The 14,743-nt window shown below is 69.4% G+C and carries 17 protein-coding genes; 7 read left to right on the top strand and 10 right to left on the bottom strand.

The annotated features are described in order from the left end of the window. Positions 1–41: 41 nt before the first annotated feature. The 9 genes from DBV35_RS09180 to pcaD all read right to left on the bottom strand — a co-directional run bounded on the left by DBV35_RS09180 (position 42) and on the right by pcaD (position 7,930). Positions 42–1,148 (bottom strand): 5-methyltetrahydropteroyltriglutamate--homocysteine S-methyltransferase, encoded by a 1,107-nt coding sequence (locus DBV35_RS09180; RefSeq protein ID WP_108659851.1) that lies wholly within the window; start codon positions 1,146–1,148, stop codon positions 42–44. Positions 1,149–1,185: 37 nt separating this feature from the next. After that, positions 1,186–2,511, bottom strand: a complete 1,326-nt coding sequence (locus DBV35_RS09175) for a TRAP transporter large permease (RefSeq protein WP_108659850.1) — start codon at positions 2,509–2,511, stop codon at positions 1,186–1,188. Next, positions 2,508–3,074 (bottom strand): TRAP transporter small permease, encoded by a 567-nt coding sequence (locus DBV35_RS09170; protein WP_245943883.1) that lies wholly within the window; start codon positions 3,072–3,074, stop codon positions 2,508–2,510. The genes DBV35_RS09175 and DBV35_RS09170 overlap by 4 nt, the downstream gene beginning before the upstream one ends. A 26-nt stretch (positions 3,075–3,100) precedes the next feature. After that, on the bottom strand, positions 3,101–4,144 hold the full coding sequence (locus DBV35_RS09165) for a TRAP transporter substrate-binding protein (protein WP_108659849.1): 1,044 nt from the start codon (positions 4,142–4,144) through the stop codon (positions 3,101–3,103). Between the two features lie 96 nt (positions 4,145–4,240). After that, the gene (locus DBV35_RS09160) at positions 4,241–5,359 is read right to left on the bottom strand and encodes a 3-carboxy-cis,cis-muconate cycloisomerase (RefSeq protein ID WP_108659848.1); all 1,119 of its coding nucleotides are present in this window, start codon (positions 5,357–5,359) and stop codon (positions 4,241–4,243) included. A gap of 10 nt (positions 5,360–5,369) precedes the next feature. After that, entirely contained in the window at positions 5,370–5,975 is a 606-nt protein-coding gene (gene pcaG, locus DBV35_RS09155; protein ID WP_108659847.1) for a protocatechuate 3,4-dioxygenase subunit alpha, read from the bottom strand. Further along, complete coding sequence (pcaH, locus tag DBV35_RS09150) at positions 5,975–6,715, bottom strand: protocatechuate 3,4-dioxygenase subunit beta (protein ID WP_108659846.1); 741 nt, start codon at positions 6,713–6,715, stop codon at positions 5,975–5,977. The genes pcaG and pcaH overlap by 1 nt, the downstream gene beginning before the upstream one ends. After that, positions 6,712–7,137, bottom strand: coding sequence for a 4-carboxymuconolactone decarboxylase (gene pcaC / locus DBV35_RS09145; protein ID WP_108659845.1), 426 nt, complete (start codon positions 7,135–7,137; stop codon positions 6,712–6,714). Before pcaC ends, pcaH begins: the two co-directional genes overlap by 4 nt. Further along, positions 7,130–7,930: a 3-oxoadipate enol-lactonase gene (gene pcaD / locus DBV35_RS09140; RefSeq protein WP_108659844.1), complete on the bottom strand. Its 801-nt coding sequence runs from the start codon at positions 7,928–7,930 to the stop codon at positions 7,130–7,132. The genes pcaC and pcaD overlap by 8 nt, the downstream gene beginning before the upstream one ends. A gap of 86 nt (positions 7,931–8,016) precedes the next feature. On the opposite strand from pcaD, the gene pcaQ reads away from it, so the two are divergent. The 6 genes from pcaQ to DBV35_RS09110 all read left to right on the top strand — a co-directional run bounded on the left by pcaQ (position 8,017) and on the right by DBV35_RS09110 (position 12,694). Continuing rightward, entirely contained in the window at positions 8,017–8,931 is a 915-nt protein-coding gene (pcaQ, locus tag DBV35_RS09135) for a pca operon transcription factor PcaQ (protein WP_108659843.1), read from the top strand. Between the two features lie 103 nt (positions 8,932–9,034). Beyond that, positions 9,035–9,394 carry a BufA1 family periplasmic bufferin-type metallophore gene (locus DBV35_RS09130; RefSeq protein WP_108659842.1) on the top strand — a complete coding sequence of 120 codons (360 nt, stop codon included), beginning with the start codon at positions 9,035–9,037 and terminating at the stop codon, positions 9,392–9,394. Positions 9,395–9,409: 15 nt separating this feature from the next. Beyond that, the gene (gene bufB / locus DBV35_RS09125) at positions 9,410–10,273 is read left to right on the top strand and encodes an MNIO family bufferin maturase (protein WP_108659841.1); all 864 of its coding nucleotides are present in this window, start codon (positions 9,410–9,412) and stop codon (positions 10,271–10,273) included. Next, positions 10,263–11,018 carry an HvfC/BufC N-terminal domain-containing protein gene (locus DBV35_RS09120; RefSeq protein WP_108659840.1) on the top strand — a complete coding sequence of 252 codons (756 nt, stop codon included), beginning with the start codon at positions 10,263–10,265 and terminating at the stop codon, positions 11,016–11,018. Before bufB ends, DBV35_RS09120 begins: the two co-directional genes overlap by 11 nt. A 57-nt stretch (positions 11,019–11,075) precedes the next feature. Further along, positions 11,076–11,642, top strand: a complete 567-nt coding sequence (locus DBV35_RS09115) for a DoxX family protein (protein ID WP_108659839.1) — start codon at positions 11,076–11,078, stop codon at positions 11,640–11,642. Then, positions 11,639–12,694, top strand: coding sequence for a threonine aldolase family protein (locus DBV35_RS09110; RefSeq protein ID WP_108659838.1), 1,056 nt, complete (start codon positions 11,639–11,641; stop codon positions 12,692–12,694). Before DBV35_RS09115 ends, DBV35_RS09110 begins: the two co-directional genes overlap by 4 nt. A 95-nt stretch (positions 12,695–12,789) precedes the next feature. Here the strand turns inward: DBV35_RS09110 and DBV35_RS09105 are convergent, their stop codons facing one another. Then, positions 12,790–13,242 carry an Hsp20 family protein gene (locus DBV35_RS09105; protein ID WP_108659837.1) on the bottom strand — a complete coding sequence of 151 codons (453 nt, stop codon included), beginning with the start codon at positions 13,240–13,242 and terminating at the stop codon, positions 12,790–12,792. Between the two features lie 148 nt (positions 13,243–13,390). On the opposite strand from DBV35_RS09105, the gene DBV35_RS09100 reads away from it, so the two are divergent. After that, on the top strand, positions 13,391–14,743 hold the full coding sequence (locus DBV35_RS09100) for an alpha/beta fold hydrolase (RefSeq protein WP_108659836.1): 1,353 nt from the start codon (positions 13,391–13,393) through the stop codon (positions 14,741–14,743).

Raw genomic sequence — 14,743 nt, 5'->3', positions numbered from 1 at the left:
TGCCGGCGCTTTTCTGCATTCTGAGAGGGTGGCGGGTGCCGTCAGGCCTCGACCCCGCCCCAGATCGCCTCGGCCGTCGCGACGACGAGCTCCAGCTTGCGCCGCTCGTCGTCCATCGAGATCGTGTTGCCCTCCTCGGTCGAGGCGAAGCCGCATTGGGGGGCGATGCCGAGCTGGTCGAGCGGGGCGAATTTCGAGGCCTCCTCGAACTGACGCTTCAGCGTCTCGAGGCTCTCCATGTCGCCGGTCTTGGTGGTGATGAAGCCCGGCAACACGCGCTGCTTGCCCTTGGCGAGAAGGCGCAGCGGCTCGAGCCCCCCAGCCCGCTCCGTGTCGTATTCCATGAAGAAGATGTCGACGTCGGTCTTGTTGAAGATCGCGTCCGCCGCCGGGTCGTACCCGCCAGAGGCGGCGTAGGTGGAGCGGAAATTGCCCCGGCACATGTGCATGCCGATGATCATGTCGTCGGGACGGTCCTTGATCGCCTCGTGGGTCATCCACGCGTAGCGGTCGATCAGCATGTCCGGGTCCTGCCCCTCGGCCGCCTTCTTCTCGCGCTGGGCCGGGTCGCACAGGTAGGCGAAGAAGATGTCGTCGAGCTGCAGATAGCGGCAGCCGGCGGCATAGAAGGCCTCGACCGCCTTTTTGTACATCGCCGCGATGTCGGCGAAGAGGACGTCGAGATCCTTGTATTCGGGCGGGGCGATGTCGGCCGGCGCCGTGCGGAAATGGCAGCAGCTCGGGCCGGGGATCGAGATCTTGGGCACCACCTTCGTGTTGGCGGCGACGAACCTGAAATGCTCGATCATCGGATGGTCGGCCGGGAAGTCGACCTTGGCCTTGATGGTCGGGTGGATCGGGCGGAGCTGCACCCCGGCGAACTGCACGCCCTCGCTGCGCTCCTCAAGCTCGAAGCCCGTCAGCGCGCCCATGAAATCATAGTGCCACCAGGAGCGGCGGAACTCGCCGTCCGTCACCGCCTTGAGGCCGATCTCCTCCTGCAGCTTGATGACGTCGCGGATCGCCTCGTCCTCGACGGCCGCGAGCTCGGCCGTGCGCTTGCCGGCGGCCTTGCGGCGCGCGTCGTGGACGGATTTCGGGCGAAGCAGGCTCCCGACATGGTCGGCGCGGAAGGGGGGTGTGGGCATGTCTCCCTCACTTTTCATGGTTGTTCCGGCGTTCTGATCAGCCGGCGAGTAGACGCGGCAGAAGGAGCGAGATCGTCGGGAAGGCGACGAGGAGCACGACGCGCACGATCTCCGAGGCGAAGAACGGCATCACGCCCTTAAACGTCTGCCGCATCGGCACGTCCTTCGCGAGACTGTTGATGATGAAGACGTTGAGCCCGACGGGTGGCGTGATGAGGCCCAGCTCCACGACGACGAGGATGATGATGCCGAACCAGATCTTCAGTTCGTTCGGGCCGAGGCCGAAATCGAGCCCCGAGATGACCGGCCAGAAGAACGGGATCGCGAGGATGACCATCGACAGCGAGTCCATCAGGCAGCCGAGGATCAGGAAGGCGATGATGACGAGCGTCAGGATCTCGTAGGGTCCGAGCCCGCTCGTCTGCAGGAAGGTCGCCGCCGCCTGCGGGACGCCCGCGCGCGCCATGAATATCTTAAGAAGCTCCGCCCCGAAGAGGATCAGGTAAATCATCCCGGTGAAGCGCGCCGTGTCTAGGAGCGCGTCCACGAAGGCGCGCCAGCCGAGCTTCGCCCGCACGATCCCGTAGAGCGCGACGAGCACGACGCCGATCGCGGCCGCCGGCGTCGGGTTGTAGATCCCGGCATAGATGCCGCCGATCACGATGGCGAAGATGATGAAGACGGGGATCACGCCGACCGAGGCCGAGACCAGCTCCTCGCGTGAGACCGCCGTCCCCTCCGGCCCCGATCCCGGCACGAGGCGGACATAGACCGCGACCGTGACCATGAAGAGGATGAGGGCGAGGATGCCCGGAATGAGGGCCGCCGCGAACATCGTCACGATGTTCGCCTCCACCGTGATCGCATAGACGATGAGGACGACCGAGGGCGGGATGAGGATGCCCAGCGTGCCGCCGGCGGCGATCGTCCCGGTCGCGAGCGAATCGGCGAAGCGGTAGCGCTTCAGCTCCGGGAGCGCGACCTGCCCCATCGTCGAGGCGGTGGCTGTGGAGGAGCCGCAGAGCGCGCCGAAGCCCGCGCAGCCGACGAGCGCGGCCATCGCCACCCCGCCGCGCAGCCGCCCGAGCCAGGCGTTCGCCGCACGAAAGAGATCGCGCGAGAGGCCGGTGCGCGCCGCGAGCCCGCCCATCAGGATGAACATCGGCAGGACCGAGAGGTCGTAGTTCGAGAATTGTGCGTAGGCGAGATCCTTGAGCTGGTTGAACAGGATCATCGGCCGCGTCTGGATCATGATGCCGGCCGCACCCACGAGGATCATCGTGTAGGCGATCGGCACGCGCACCGCGATGAGGGCGAGGAGGACGAGTAGCCCGCCGATCCCCAGCACGAACCCGTCGATCATGCCGGCTCCTCCGACAGGGCGCGCGGGTGCGGCAGGATCGGCGCCCGGCCGGTCAGCTTGCGCACCCCCTCCCCGGCGGTGATGAGCGCCGCGATGAAGAGGAGCGCCAGCGAGGCGAGGATCGGCGGGAAGGCCGTCCACAGCGGCAGCTTCAGCACCGGCGTCACCTCGACATAGTTCCGGTAGCTCAGATAGCCGAAATACATCTGCCGCAGCAGCACCGCCGAGAAGATGAGCGCGAAGAGCGAGGCGAACACCGCCATCACCGACTTCGCCCGCTCCCCCATGCGCTCGGTGAAGATGTCGACCGTCACGTTCGCCCCGGCGATCTGGCAGTAGGGCAGGAACATGAAGATGACGACCGCGATGACGTGCTTGATCAGCTCGTGATCGGCGGCGAAGGGCTTGGCGAAGAGAAGGTTGGAGACCGCGCTCGCCGCCGTCATCAGGGCGAGCGCGCAGGCGCCGAGCCCGCCGAGGATCGCCCAGAACGTGATGAGGCGCGCCGCCGCCCGCGCCAGACGCGCGAGCGGGCCGTTCGCAAGACCAGTGCGGGGGTCCACGCCCCCGCCATCGTCGGTCCGGATGGTCAAGACTTGCCGTTCGCGTGCTTGGCGATCGTCTCACGCGCCTTGTCGACGAGCGCGCGCGCGTCGATATCGGGGTGCGCCTCGATCCACAGATCCACCGTCGGGGCGAGGACCTCGTTGAAGGCCGCCATCTCCTCGGGGGTGAGGATGATGCGCTCGTTGCCGGATTCGACCGCCATCTTGATCGCCCGCTCGTCCTCCGCGTCCCAGACGCGGCCGACCTCGACGAGCCAGTCGTCGCCGGTGTTGTCGATGAAGACCTGCTTCAGATCGTCGGGCAGCGAATCCCACCGGTCCTGGTTCATCGACACCTGGAAGACCGTGCCGCCGAAGCGCTCATTGTCCGGGCCCTCGATCTGATATTTCGTCACGTCCTGGAGCTGGAGCGGCGGAATGATCTCGTAGGGGATCAGCGCGCCGTCGACGACGCCCGTCGCGAGCGACTGGGGCAGGTCCGGCACCGGCATCGTCACCGGCGTCGCGCCCATCGCTTCCACCACCGTGTTCGCCGTCGCGCCCGGCACGCGCAGCTTCAGGCCCTTGGTGTCGGCGGGGGAATGGACTTTCTTGTCGGCCGTGTGGAGCGCGTTGCCGGAATGGACGTGGTTCCACAGGACGTGGAGGCCCTTGTAGTCGGCCGCCAGATACTCGTCGAACATCTCGCGCATGGCGAGGTTGGTCGCGGCCGTGTCGCCGGTGAAGACGGTCGGCAGCTCGAACACCTCCGAGCGCGGGAAGAGGCCGGGCGTGTAGCCGTTGACGGTCCAGACGATGTCGACGACGCCGTCCGCCGCCTGGCGCACGAGCTGCGGGGGCGTGCCGCCGAGGCTCATCGAGGGATAGATCTCGATCTTGATGCGCCCGTTGGAGGCCTCTTCGATCTTCTTCGCCCACGGCTCCAGCATGTTCGCGTGCGCGTTCGATTTCGGGCTGAGGAGGTGATGCAGCGTCAGCGTCACTTCCTGCGCCTGAGCCATGCCGGTCAGCAGCGTCGAGGCGGCGAGCGCGGCCAGGCTCGCCAGGATTGTCGTGTGTCGTCTCATCGTTCGCTCCCTTGATGGCGGTCCCTTGGGGACCTTTGTGCCGGGTGGTTCCCGGAGTTTGTTATTGTGAGAGAATGTGTGATTGGTTTCCTTCTCTCAGGGTCGATGCGCGAGCGCCTGTTCGGCGTCGGTGGCGCCGCGATCCGGGCTCGCCGGCTGGGCGCCCATTCGGGTGACGGTGCCGACGAGGGATTGGGTGGTCAGAAGGCTCGCCCCGGTGGCGACGCACATCTGCGGCAGGATCAGCCATTCGAGCGCCCACGCCGCGCCGGAGCGCTCCTGCTCGTGGATCAGCCCCTGCGCGAAGCCGCCGAGCTGGGCCGCCTGGTAGCGGGCGAGGGTGACGAGAAGCTCCGCCCGCACCGGATTCTGCTTGTGGGGCATCGCCGAGGAGGAGCCGCCGCCGGCGAAGGCGACGGTCTCGATCCCCTGCTGGGCCATGAGGCAGAGGTCGCCGCCGATCTTGCCGAGGCTCGCCGAGACGTTGGAGAGCCACCCCGCATATTCGCCGAGCCCGTCGCGCGCCGTGTGCCAGGCCGCACCCGGATCGGTGAGGCCGAGCGCGGTCGCCATGTGGCCCGCGATCCGGTCGCCGCGCCCGTTCCACCCCGCCCGCGTGCCGACCGGCCCGCCGAGCTGGATGACATCAAGCCGCTCGCCCATCCCGTTGAGGTGAGTGAGGTGGCGCGCGAGCGGGGCGCGCCAGGCCTTGATCCGGTCGCCGACGGTGATGGGGAGCGCGACCTGCATCCGGGTGCGCGCCATCATCGGGTTCGCCCCGTAGCGCCCGCCGAGCCGGTCGAGCGCGTCGATCACCCGGCCGAGCCGCCCGGCGAGGATGTCGTTGACGTCGCGCAGCGCGAGGACCAGCGCGGTGTCGATGATGTCCTGGCTCGTCGCCCCGAGATGAACGAACTCGGCGAAGGGCGGCCCCACCGCCTCGCGTAGCGCGCGGACATAGGCCGGGATCGGCAGCCCGTCCTCCACCGTCGCGGCGCGAAGGGTCGCGATGTCGGGCGAGAAGGTCTCGAGCGTTGCCGAGATCGCGGCCGCGGCGTCCGCGCTGATCGCGTCCTCGGCGGCGAGCGCGCGGGTCAGCGCCATTTCGACCGCGTTGTAGCGCGCGATGGTGCGCTCGGTTGCGAAGACGGAGGCGACCGCCGGATCACCGACAAGCGCTCCGAACAGCGCGTCCTCGAAGAGATCGGCGGCCAAGGCTCGCTCCTCAGATGTCCAGGAAGACGGTCTCCCCGTCGCCCTGGAGGTGGATGTCGAATTGGTAGACGCCATCCTGCCGCTTGGCGATCAGAGTCTCGCGCCGCCAGCCATGCTCGATGCGGTTCAGCACCGGGTCGGCGGCGTTCGCCTCCGTCTCCTCGGGGAAATACATGCGGGTGTGGAGGCCGATATTGATGCCGCGCGCGATGATCCAGAGCGCCAGATGCGGCGCCTGGATCCGCCCATCCCCGAACGGGACCTTGCCGGGCTTGATCGTCTCGAACGTGAAGATTCCCTCATCGCCGCCTGCCGCCGCGCGGCCCCAGCCGATGAAGTTCGGGTCGGCGCGGCCCCGGCGTTCGGACGGGGCGTTGTAGAGCCCGTCCGCATCGGCCTGCCAGAGCTCGACGCAGGCATCGCGCAGCGGCGCGCCCGCCCCGTCGATGACGCGGCCCTTCACGGTGATGCGCTCCCCCTTCACCCCGTCGCGATAGAGCGGCCCGTCGCCGAGATCGCCGGGGAAGACTCCGAGCACGCCGGCGAAGGTCGGCACCATGCCGATATGGACATAGGGTCCCGCCGTCTGGGACGGCGTCTCACGCAGGCGCGCCATCAGTTCCCCTCCGGCCGGTTTTCGAACGGCGTCGAGCGACGGCCGCGCAGAACGATATCAAAACGCCACGCGCGCGCATCGAAGGGGATGGTCGCGTCCATGTCGAGCTTGGCGGTCATCATGTCGATGCCGACGGGATCGGGCACCGTGCCGACGATCGGGCAGAGCGGAATCGAAGGGTCGCCCTCGAAATACATCTGCGTGATGAGGCGCTGGGCGAAGCCGTGGCCGAACACCGAATAGTGGATGTGGGCCGGCCGCCAGTCGTTCGCCCGGTTCGGCCAGGGATAGGCGCCGGGGCGGATGGTGAGGAAGCTGTAATAGCCCTCGTCGTCCGTCAACGTGCGCCCGCAGCCGCCGAAATTGGGGTCGAGCGGGGCAACATAGGTGTCGCGCACATGGCGATAGCGGCCGCCCGCATTGGTCTGCCAGATCTCGATCAACGCACCGGGGACGGGCCGCCCCTCATCGTCCATCAGCTTGCCGTAGACGATGATCCGCTCGCCGATCGCGCTGCCGCCGTCCTGCGCGTAGTTGCGCGTGAGGTCGTGGTCGAGCGGGCCGATCATGTCGTGGCCGAAGACGGGCCCGGTGATCTCGGTCGGCGTGTTGGAGAAGGAGAGCAGCGCCTGCCGCGGTGAGCGCAGGACGCTCGTCTTGTAGCCCGGATGGTAGGCCGGCGGATGGAGGTCGAGGTCGCGCGGCCGGAAGGGTCGCGCATCGGAGGGGTAGTTTCTCATGATGTCATTCCTCCTTCGCCGTTGGTCCCGGCCGCGGCGGCCCGGTCGGCCTCCGCGATCGCGGCCTTGGCGATCTTGAACGCGTGGTTGCCCGCCGGCACGCCCGCATAGACGGCGACGTGCATCAGGAGGCCGGCGATGTCGTCCGCACTCGTGCCGGTGTTGCGCGCGGCGCGGACGTGCATCGCGAACTCCTCCCACTGGCCGAGCGTCGCGAGGATCGCGAGCGTGATCATCGAGCGCTCGCGCCGGCTGAGATCGTCCCGCGCCCAGACCTTGCCCCACGCGGTTTCGGTGATGAAGCGCTGGAAGTTGGTGTCGAACGGGGTCTTCGACGCCTCGGCGCGGTCGACGTGCGCGCCGCCGAGCACCTCGCGGCGCACCGCCATGCCGGCGGCGAAGGGATCGGACGCGTCAGACATCGCAGAACCCGTTGTCCTTGAGGAATTCCAGAAGGTGGCCGGCGAGCGCGTCCGGGGCCTCGACGCAGGGAATGTGCCCCGCCCCCTCGATGAGGCGGAAGCGCGCGCCGGGGATGAGGTCGGCGGTGCCGCGCACGAGGTCTGGCGGGGTCGCCTTGTCCTCGCTGCCGGCAATGGCGAGGGTCGGCACCGAAACGCGGCCCGCCGCCTCGCGCAAATCCGTGTCGCGCAGCATCCGGCAGACGGCGGCGTAACCATCGTCGGGCTGGCGCACCAGCATGTTGGTCATCCCGGCGAGGATCGCGGGCTCGGCGCGATGGAAGGCGGGGGAGAACCAGCGCTCCATGATGGGCCCCGCGAGCGAGACGATGCCGCCCTCCTCCACCGCCTTGATGCGCGCGTTCCAGTCCGCCGGGGCGCCGACCTTGGCGCCGGTGCAGCACAGGATGAGCGCGGCGAGCCGGTCCGGATGCGCGGCGGCGAAGCCCTGCGCGATCAGCCCGCCGACCGAGAGGCCGCAGACCACGACCTTGCCGAGGCCGAGATGGTCGAGGAGGCCGACCGCGTCGCCGACATGGGCGTCGAGCGTGTCGGCCTTCGCAAGGTCGGTGAGGCCGTGGCCGCGCTTGTCATAGCGCACGAGGCCGAACGAATCGGGCAGGCGCGCGACGATCGGATCCCAGATCCGAAAGTCCGTCCCGAGCGAATTCGAGAACAGGATGGTCGGCGCTCCCGCCGCGGCGGGCCGCGCCTCGTAGTGCACGACCACGCCATCGAGCGTCACAAACGGCATTGTCATTCCTCCCCGGAGGCGGACGTTGCCACGACCGGGCGAACATGAGAAATGACGATTTCGCTCGAAACGATATCAATTCTGATATGAATGCGATCAGCCGGATCCGCCTGCGCCACCTGGAAGTCCTGGTCGAGGTCGCGCGCCATCGCAGCGTCAGCCGGGCGGCGGAGGCGCTCAATCTCAGCCAGCCCGCCGTCACGCGCACGATGCGCGAGCTCGAGGCCATCTGCGGCACGTCCCTCGTGGAACGGGACGGGCGCGGCATCCGCCTCACCGCCTCCGGCGAGATCTTCCTGCGCCACGGCGGGGCGAGCCTCGCGGCGCTGCGGGGCGGGCTCTCCGCGCTCGCCGATATCGGCACGGGGGACGGGCCGCCGGTGCGCATCGGCGCGCTGCCGACGGTCGCGACGACGCTGGTGCCGGACGCGGTCGCCCTCTTCCTGCGCCTCGGGCCCGCGAACCGGCTGCGCATCGCGAGCGGCGACCAGGACCTCCTCCTCGACCGGCTGCGGCGCGGCGGGCTCGACCTCGTCGTCGGCCGCCTCCCCGCCCCCGAGGACATGGACGGCCTCGCCTTCGAGCCGCTGACGCGCGACCGCGTGGAGTTCGTCGTCCACCACGCCCATCCGCTGGCGGCCCAGGGTGCGAGCCTCTCCCAGGGGCTCGCCGACTATGTCGTCCTCATCCCGCCGAAGAACTCGATCATCCGGCCGATGGTCGATCGCCTCTTCGTGGAGCACGGTCTTTCCGAGCCGCCGCGCCGGGTGGAGACGGTTTCCGATTCGTTCGGCCGCGCCTTCGTGCGCCGCTACATGGCGATCTGGATCATCTCGCGCGGCGTGGTGCTGCCGGAGATCGAGTCGGGCGAGTTCCGCACCCTCGCGATCGACACGCGCAACACTTCCGGCGCGGTCGGCCTCACGACGCGCGCGGGCGTGGAGCGCACCCCGGCGGCCGAGCTTTTCATCGAGAGCCTGCGCAAGGTCGTGGGCGGCTGATCAATCCGCGGTCACGCCGTGCTCGCGTGCTGTTCATTGTCGCGTGACATCGCCGCAGGATAGTCTCTAGGCTGCCTGGAACAGGACAAACCGGAGCCGAACGATGAGCAAAGCCATCGCCCTTGCCGCCCTCGCGGGCGCCGTCGCCGCCGCCACCTCGATGGCCGCGACGAACGTGAAGGCCGCCGAAAACGAGAAGTGCTTCGGCGTGGCGCTCGCCGGCGAGAATGATTGCGCCGCCGGCCCCGGCACCACCTGCGCCGCGACCTCCACGATCAACTATCAGGGCAATGCCTGGAAGCTCGTCCCGGCGGGCACCTGCACGGAGATCAAGCTGCCCGGCGGGCGCGTCGGCGCCACCGCAGCCTCGCTGAAGGCGGAGGGGTTCGAGGGGCTCGACCGTGACCTGCCGGCCGGCGCCGACACAGCGGATCTCAAGCCGGTCCCGAAGCCGACGGCCTGATCCGGGGCGCATCGCATGGGACGCTGCGAGGCGACGATCCCCTGCCGGGCAGGCGTCAGCTTCAAGCTGCCCCATGCGGACGCACTCCTCGACGCGCCGGAGAGCGTGGGCTTCGTCGAGATCCACGCCGAGAACTACATGGGCGATGGCGGGCCGCCCCATCACGCGCTGTCGGCCGTGCGCGAGCACGTGCCCGTCTCGCTCCACGGCGTCGGCCTGTCGATCGGCGCCGAAGCTCCGCTCGACAAGGCGCACCTTGCCCGCCTCGCCGCCGTCGCGGCACGCTACGAGCCGGGCCTCGTCTCCGAGCATCTCGCCTGGTCGACGCACGAGGGCGCCTATTTCAACGACCTCCTGCCGCTCCCCTACACCGCGGCGACACTCGCCCGCGTCGCCGACCATATCGACGCGGTGCAGAGCGCGCTCGGCCGCACGATCCTCCTCGAAAACCCGTCCCGCTACGCCGCCTTCGACGCCTCGACGATGGACGAGGCGGACTTCATCCGCGCGATCGCCGCGCGGACCGGCTGCGGGCTGATCCTCGACGTGAACAACGTCTTCGTGTCGGCGACCAATCTCGGCCTCTCCGCCGAGGCCTACGTCGCCGCCTTCCCGGTCGAGGCCGTCGGCGAGATCCATCTCGCGGGACACCTCGAAGAGGCGGACGCGCGGGGCGAGCCCCTTCTCATCGACACGCACGACCGGCCGGTCGCCGCCCCCGTCTGGTCGCTCTATCGCTCCGTGATCGCGCGGATCGGGCGGCCGGTCCCGACCCTCGTCGAATGGGACAGCGATGTGCCCGAATTCGCCCGCCTCGTCGAAGAGGCGCGGACGGCGGACCGGGTGATGGCAGAGGCCCTCCACGCCCATGCCGCCTGAGACGCCGCGCGACGTCGCGCGCGAGGGCGAGTTCGCCGCCGCCCTCGGCGAGCGCACCCCCGTCGCGGGCCTCCATGACGGGCGCGGGCGCGACGCGAGCGACCGCTTCGGCGTCTATCGCAACACCGTGCTCGCCTCGCTCTGCGAAGCGCTCGCCTCGACCTTCAAGGCGACGCGCCGCCTGATGGGCGAGGCCTTCTTCGACGCCGCCGCGGCCGACTATGCGGCGCAGAACCGCCCGTCCTCCCCGCTCCTCTTCCGCTATGGCGAGGCCTTTCCGGACTTCCTCGCGACCCTCCCCGGCCTCGCCCCCTATCCCTTCGTGGTGGAGGCCGCGCGGATCGAGGCGGCACGCGTCGCGGCCTACCACGCGGCCGACGCGCCGCCGCTCGACCCCGCCGCGCTCGCGGCCGTCGCGCCCGAGGCGCTCGCCGCCCTCGTCTTCGTGCCGCACCCCGCCGCCCGCCTGCTGATGCTCCCGGACGGCGGCGTCGCGGCGTGGCTCGCGAACCAGTCGCCGCCGCTCCATCCGGTGGAGGCCGCCGCCGCGCTCGTGACGCGGCCGGCGCTCGCCGTGATGGTCACGCCGCTCGGCGAATCGGAGGCCGAATTCGCCGCCCGCCTCCTCGCCGGACGGCCGCTCGGCGAGGCCGCCACGGTCGACAATGTGGACCTCTCGGCCGCGCTCGCCTCTCTCCTGTCGATCGGGGCGTTCGCCGCGACGAGTGTTGCACAAACGCCCTAGCCGAGGGCGCTCCGATCGCGCACGACGCACACAGAGAAATATAAAGAGGCAAACCTCATGCTGATGATTCTGCGGATGCACACGGGGGTGTTCCGCCTCGTCAACCGGCTCTTCGGGACGTGGCTCCTCGGAACGCTGGGACGCCTGGTCTTCGCCGGCATCCTCTTGGTCTATTTCCTCGAAAGCGCGCTCACCAAGCTCGGTTCGGGCCTGCGCGGCCTCTTCGAGCTGAGCCCCGCCGCCTACGTGCAGATCCTGCCGGAGAAGATGGAGGCGGTCGGCTACGACCCGACGCAGCTCCCCCTGATCGACCAGGTGACGGTCTATGCCGGCACCTATGCCGAGATCATCCTGCCGATCCTGATCGTGGTGGGCCTCTTCACGCGCCTCGCCTCGCTCGGGATGCTGATCTTCCTCGGCGTGATGACCTATGTCGACATCACCGGCCACCATGTCGCCAGCGAGACGATCGGCGCCTGGTTCAACGGCGAGACGAACTCGCCGATCGCCGACGCGCGCGCGCTTTGGGCCTATCTCCTCCTCGTCCTCATGCTGAATGGTCCGGGCCCGATCTCGCTCGACTATTTCTACGGAACGCGTCGCCTCCGCCGGCTTCGTCGATGAGCTTCGCCTCCGACAACTGGGCCGGCGCCTCCGACAAGGTCATGGAGGCGCTGGCCGCAGCCAACAACGGCCTCGCCCCGAGCTACGGGGCGGACGTCACCACCGCGAAGGCCACAGAGGCCCTCGCGGCCTATTTCGAGAAGGAGATCGCGGTCTTCTTCGTCTCGACGGGGAGCGCCGCGAACAGCCTCGCCGTCGCGAGCTATTCGCGCCCCGGCGGCGTCGTCTTCTGCCATGTCGACGCCCACCTCGCGCGCGACGAGGCGGGCGCGCCGGGGCTCGCCGCGCCCGGCCTCATGCTCGACCTCCTCGACGGCCCGCGCGGGCAGATCGCCCCCGAGGCGCTGCGCGCCCGCCTCGCCGCCTACCAGGAGGGCAACGTCCATCACGGCCAGCCCGCGCTCGTCAGCCTTACCAACGCCAACGAGATCGGCCAGTGCTACACTCCGCGCGAGGTGGCGACGCTCGCCGAGATCGCCAAGGAACGCGGCGTGCCGGTCCACATGGACGGGGCGCGCTTCTCGAACGCGCTCGCCTTTCTGGGCGTCTCCCCGGCGGAGCTGACCTGGCGCTCGGGCGTCGACGTCATCTCGCTCGGCTTCACCAAGGCCGGGGCCTGGTGCGCCGAGGCCGTCGTCTTCTTCGAGCCCCTGATGAAGCGCGACGTCGCCTACCGCCACAAGCAGCTCGGCCAGCTCTTCTCGAAGAACCGCTTCGTCGCGGCGCAGGTCGGGGCGATGGTGAAGGACGAGCACGCCCTCACCCTCTCGCGCCACGCCAACCGCATGGCCCGCGCGGTGGCGGACGCGCTGTCGGAGAGCGGCAAGGGGCAGATCCTCTACCCACCGCAGGCAAATGAAGTCTTTGCCTATCTCTCGCCTGAACTCGCCGCCCGCCTCGCCGATCTCGGCATCAAGGCCGGGCAATGGGAGAGCCTGTCGCGCACGATGCCCGGCCCGCGCTCGCCCGACTGGTCGCTCTACCGCTTCGTCGCGAGCTTCCGCACCTCGGACGGCGACATCGCCGCCCTCAAGCAGGCGCTCGCCGCCTGAGGCCCGTCACGCGGGCATGAAAAAAGGCGCCCCGCACAAGCGGAGCGCCCCCTTGAGACCCTGCGGCCGGCGCGAGGCCGGCCGGCGAGCCGGTGTTACGCGGCCTCGATGGTCTTCGGCTGGTTGCCGTGCTGGATCGCGATGGTGCGGGGCTTCTTGGCCTCCGGAACCTCACGCTTCAGCGAGACATGCAGCAGGCCGTGCTCCAGCGACGCGCCCGTGACGTGGACGTGGTCGGCGAGCTGGAAGCGGCGCTCGAACGCGCGCGCGGCGATCCCGCGATAGAGCATGTTCTCGTTGGATTGATCCGCATCGGCCTTCTGGCCGGTGACCGTAAGCGAACCCTCCTTCACCTCGACGGTGAGTTCATCTTCGGTAAAGCCGGCGACCGCCATCGTGATGCGGTATTCGTCTTCGGCCGTACGCTCGATGTTGTAGGGTGGGTAGCTCTGGGTCTGATTGACCGCCGTAGAGTTGTCGAGCAGCGAAAACAGCCGATCGAAGCCGACGGTGGAACGATAGAGGGGGGTGAGATCGAATTGACGCATAGTCGTCCTCCGTGAGAAGCAACGGTTTGTGGATGGCTGCCAAATGGCCAGCGATCCTGCTTGATGTGCGGCCCCGACACCGGCGACCGCTTTCGAGATCTGGGCACGGTCCTCGTGCCTTTCAAGGGTCCTAACCCGTGGAGCGAACGTGGCGACAGCGACTTGGGGGTCCACCGATCTCGGCGGCACCATCGGCATGTTGCATGCGAAAGCGAACCTGCGCGTCGCGTATTGGCCCGAGACCGTCAAAGGTCGCGGAACGATCATCCTCGTTCAGGGGCGCGGCGAATTCATCGAAGTCTATCGCGAAACCATCGACGATCTGAGGGGGCGCGGCTTCGCCGTCATCGCCTTCGATTTCCGTGGCCAGGGCGGCTCGGAAAGACGGTCGAAGGCCGGGGGGCACGTCGCCCGCTTCAGCCAGTATCGGGACGATATCGTCGCCGTCGTGCGCCACGCGGGGGCGGTCGGTCTCCCGAAGCCCTTCACCATCCTCGCCCACTCGATGGGCGGGCTCGCGACGATGCTCGCCGCGCCGCACCTTGCGAGCGAGGTCGACCGGATCGTGCTCGCCGCGCCGATGCTGGAGGTGGTGCGCCTGCCCGCCTCGCCCGGCCTCATCTCCGCCGCCTCCACGATCGGCACCCTGATCGGCTTCGGCCGGATGCCCGTCAGCAAGAATGGCGGCACGACCCCCTTCGCCCACAACCGCCTGACGAGCGACGCGGCCCGCTATGCCCGCCTCGTGAAGGTCGCCGACGAGAACCCCGAGCTGATGGTCGGCGCCCCCACCGTCGGCTGGCTCCGCGCCGCGCTCGGCGCGATGCAGCGCTTCGAGCGTACGAAGGGCGACCCGCTGCCGATCCCGACCCTCTTCGTCGCGAGCGGACACGACACGGTGGTCTCGACCCCGGCGATCGACCGCTTCGCGCGCGCGACGCCGGGCGGCGGGCTCGTGATGCTGCCGGGCGCACGGCATCAGGCGCTGCTGGAGCGGGACGAGCTGCGCAACCTCTTCTTCGCCGCCTTCGACGCGTTCGTGACACGCGCCGAGCCCCGCCTTGCACCGGAGAAGCGCCCCGCTCCCACCGGCCCGGCGACTCCCTTCACCATCGGCAAGGTGGCGGAGGCGCCGCCGCTGGTGGTCGAGGCCGCGGCCGAGGACACGGGCGAGGCCGAGCCCGGCGGCCGCAAGGCGAAGGCGAACCTGCGCGCCAAGATCCGCCAGCGGCGGCTGAGCCTGCGCCGCGGCAAGGATGCCGAGCCCGCCTTCACCCCGCCGCCCCCGCTCGTCGTCACCCCGTCGAGCCAGACGCCGCCGCCGGGCGCCCCGGCACAGAGCGAGCCCCCTCAGAGCGAGACGCCGCCGGACGAGACTGCCGCGGACAATGCGGCGGCCGCGATGCGGCGGCTCGACCTCGCGCGAGATGAGGCCGCCGACGAGGCGCAGCCGGCCGGCGGGCCGCGCAATGTCAGGCGGCTCCTCAAAAGGCGCAACTGA

The sequence above is a fragment of the Acuticoccus kandeliae genome, from assembly GCF_003073115.1.
The sequence above is the reverse complement of the archived record's forward strand: the minus strand, read 5'-3'. Positions and strand labels throughout refer to the sequence as shown.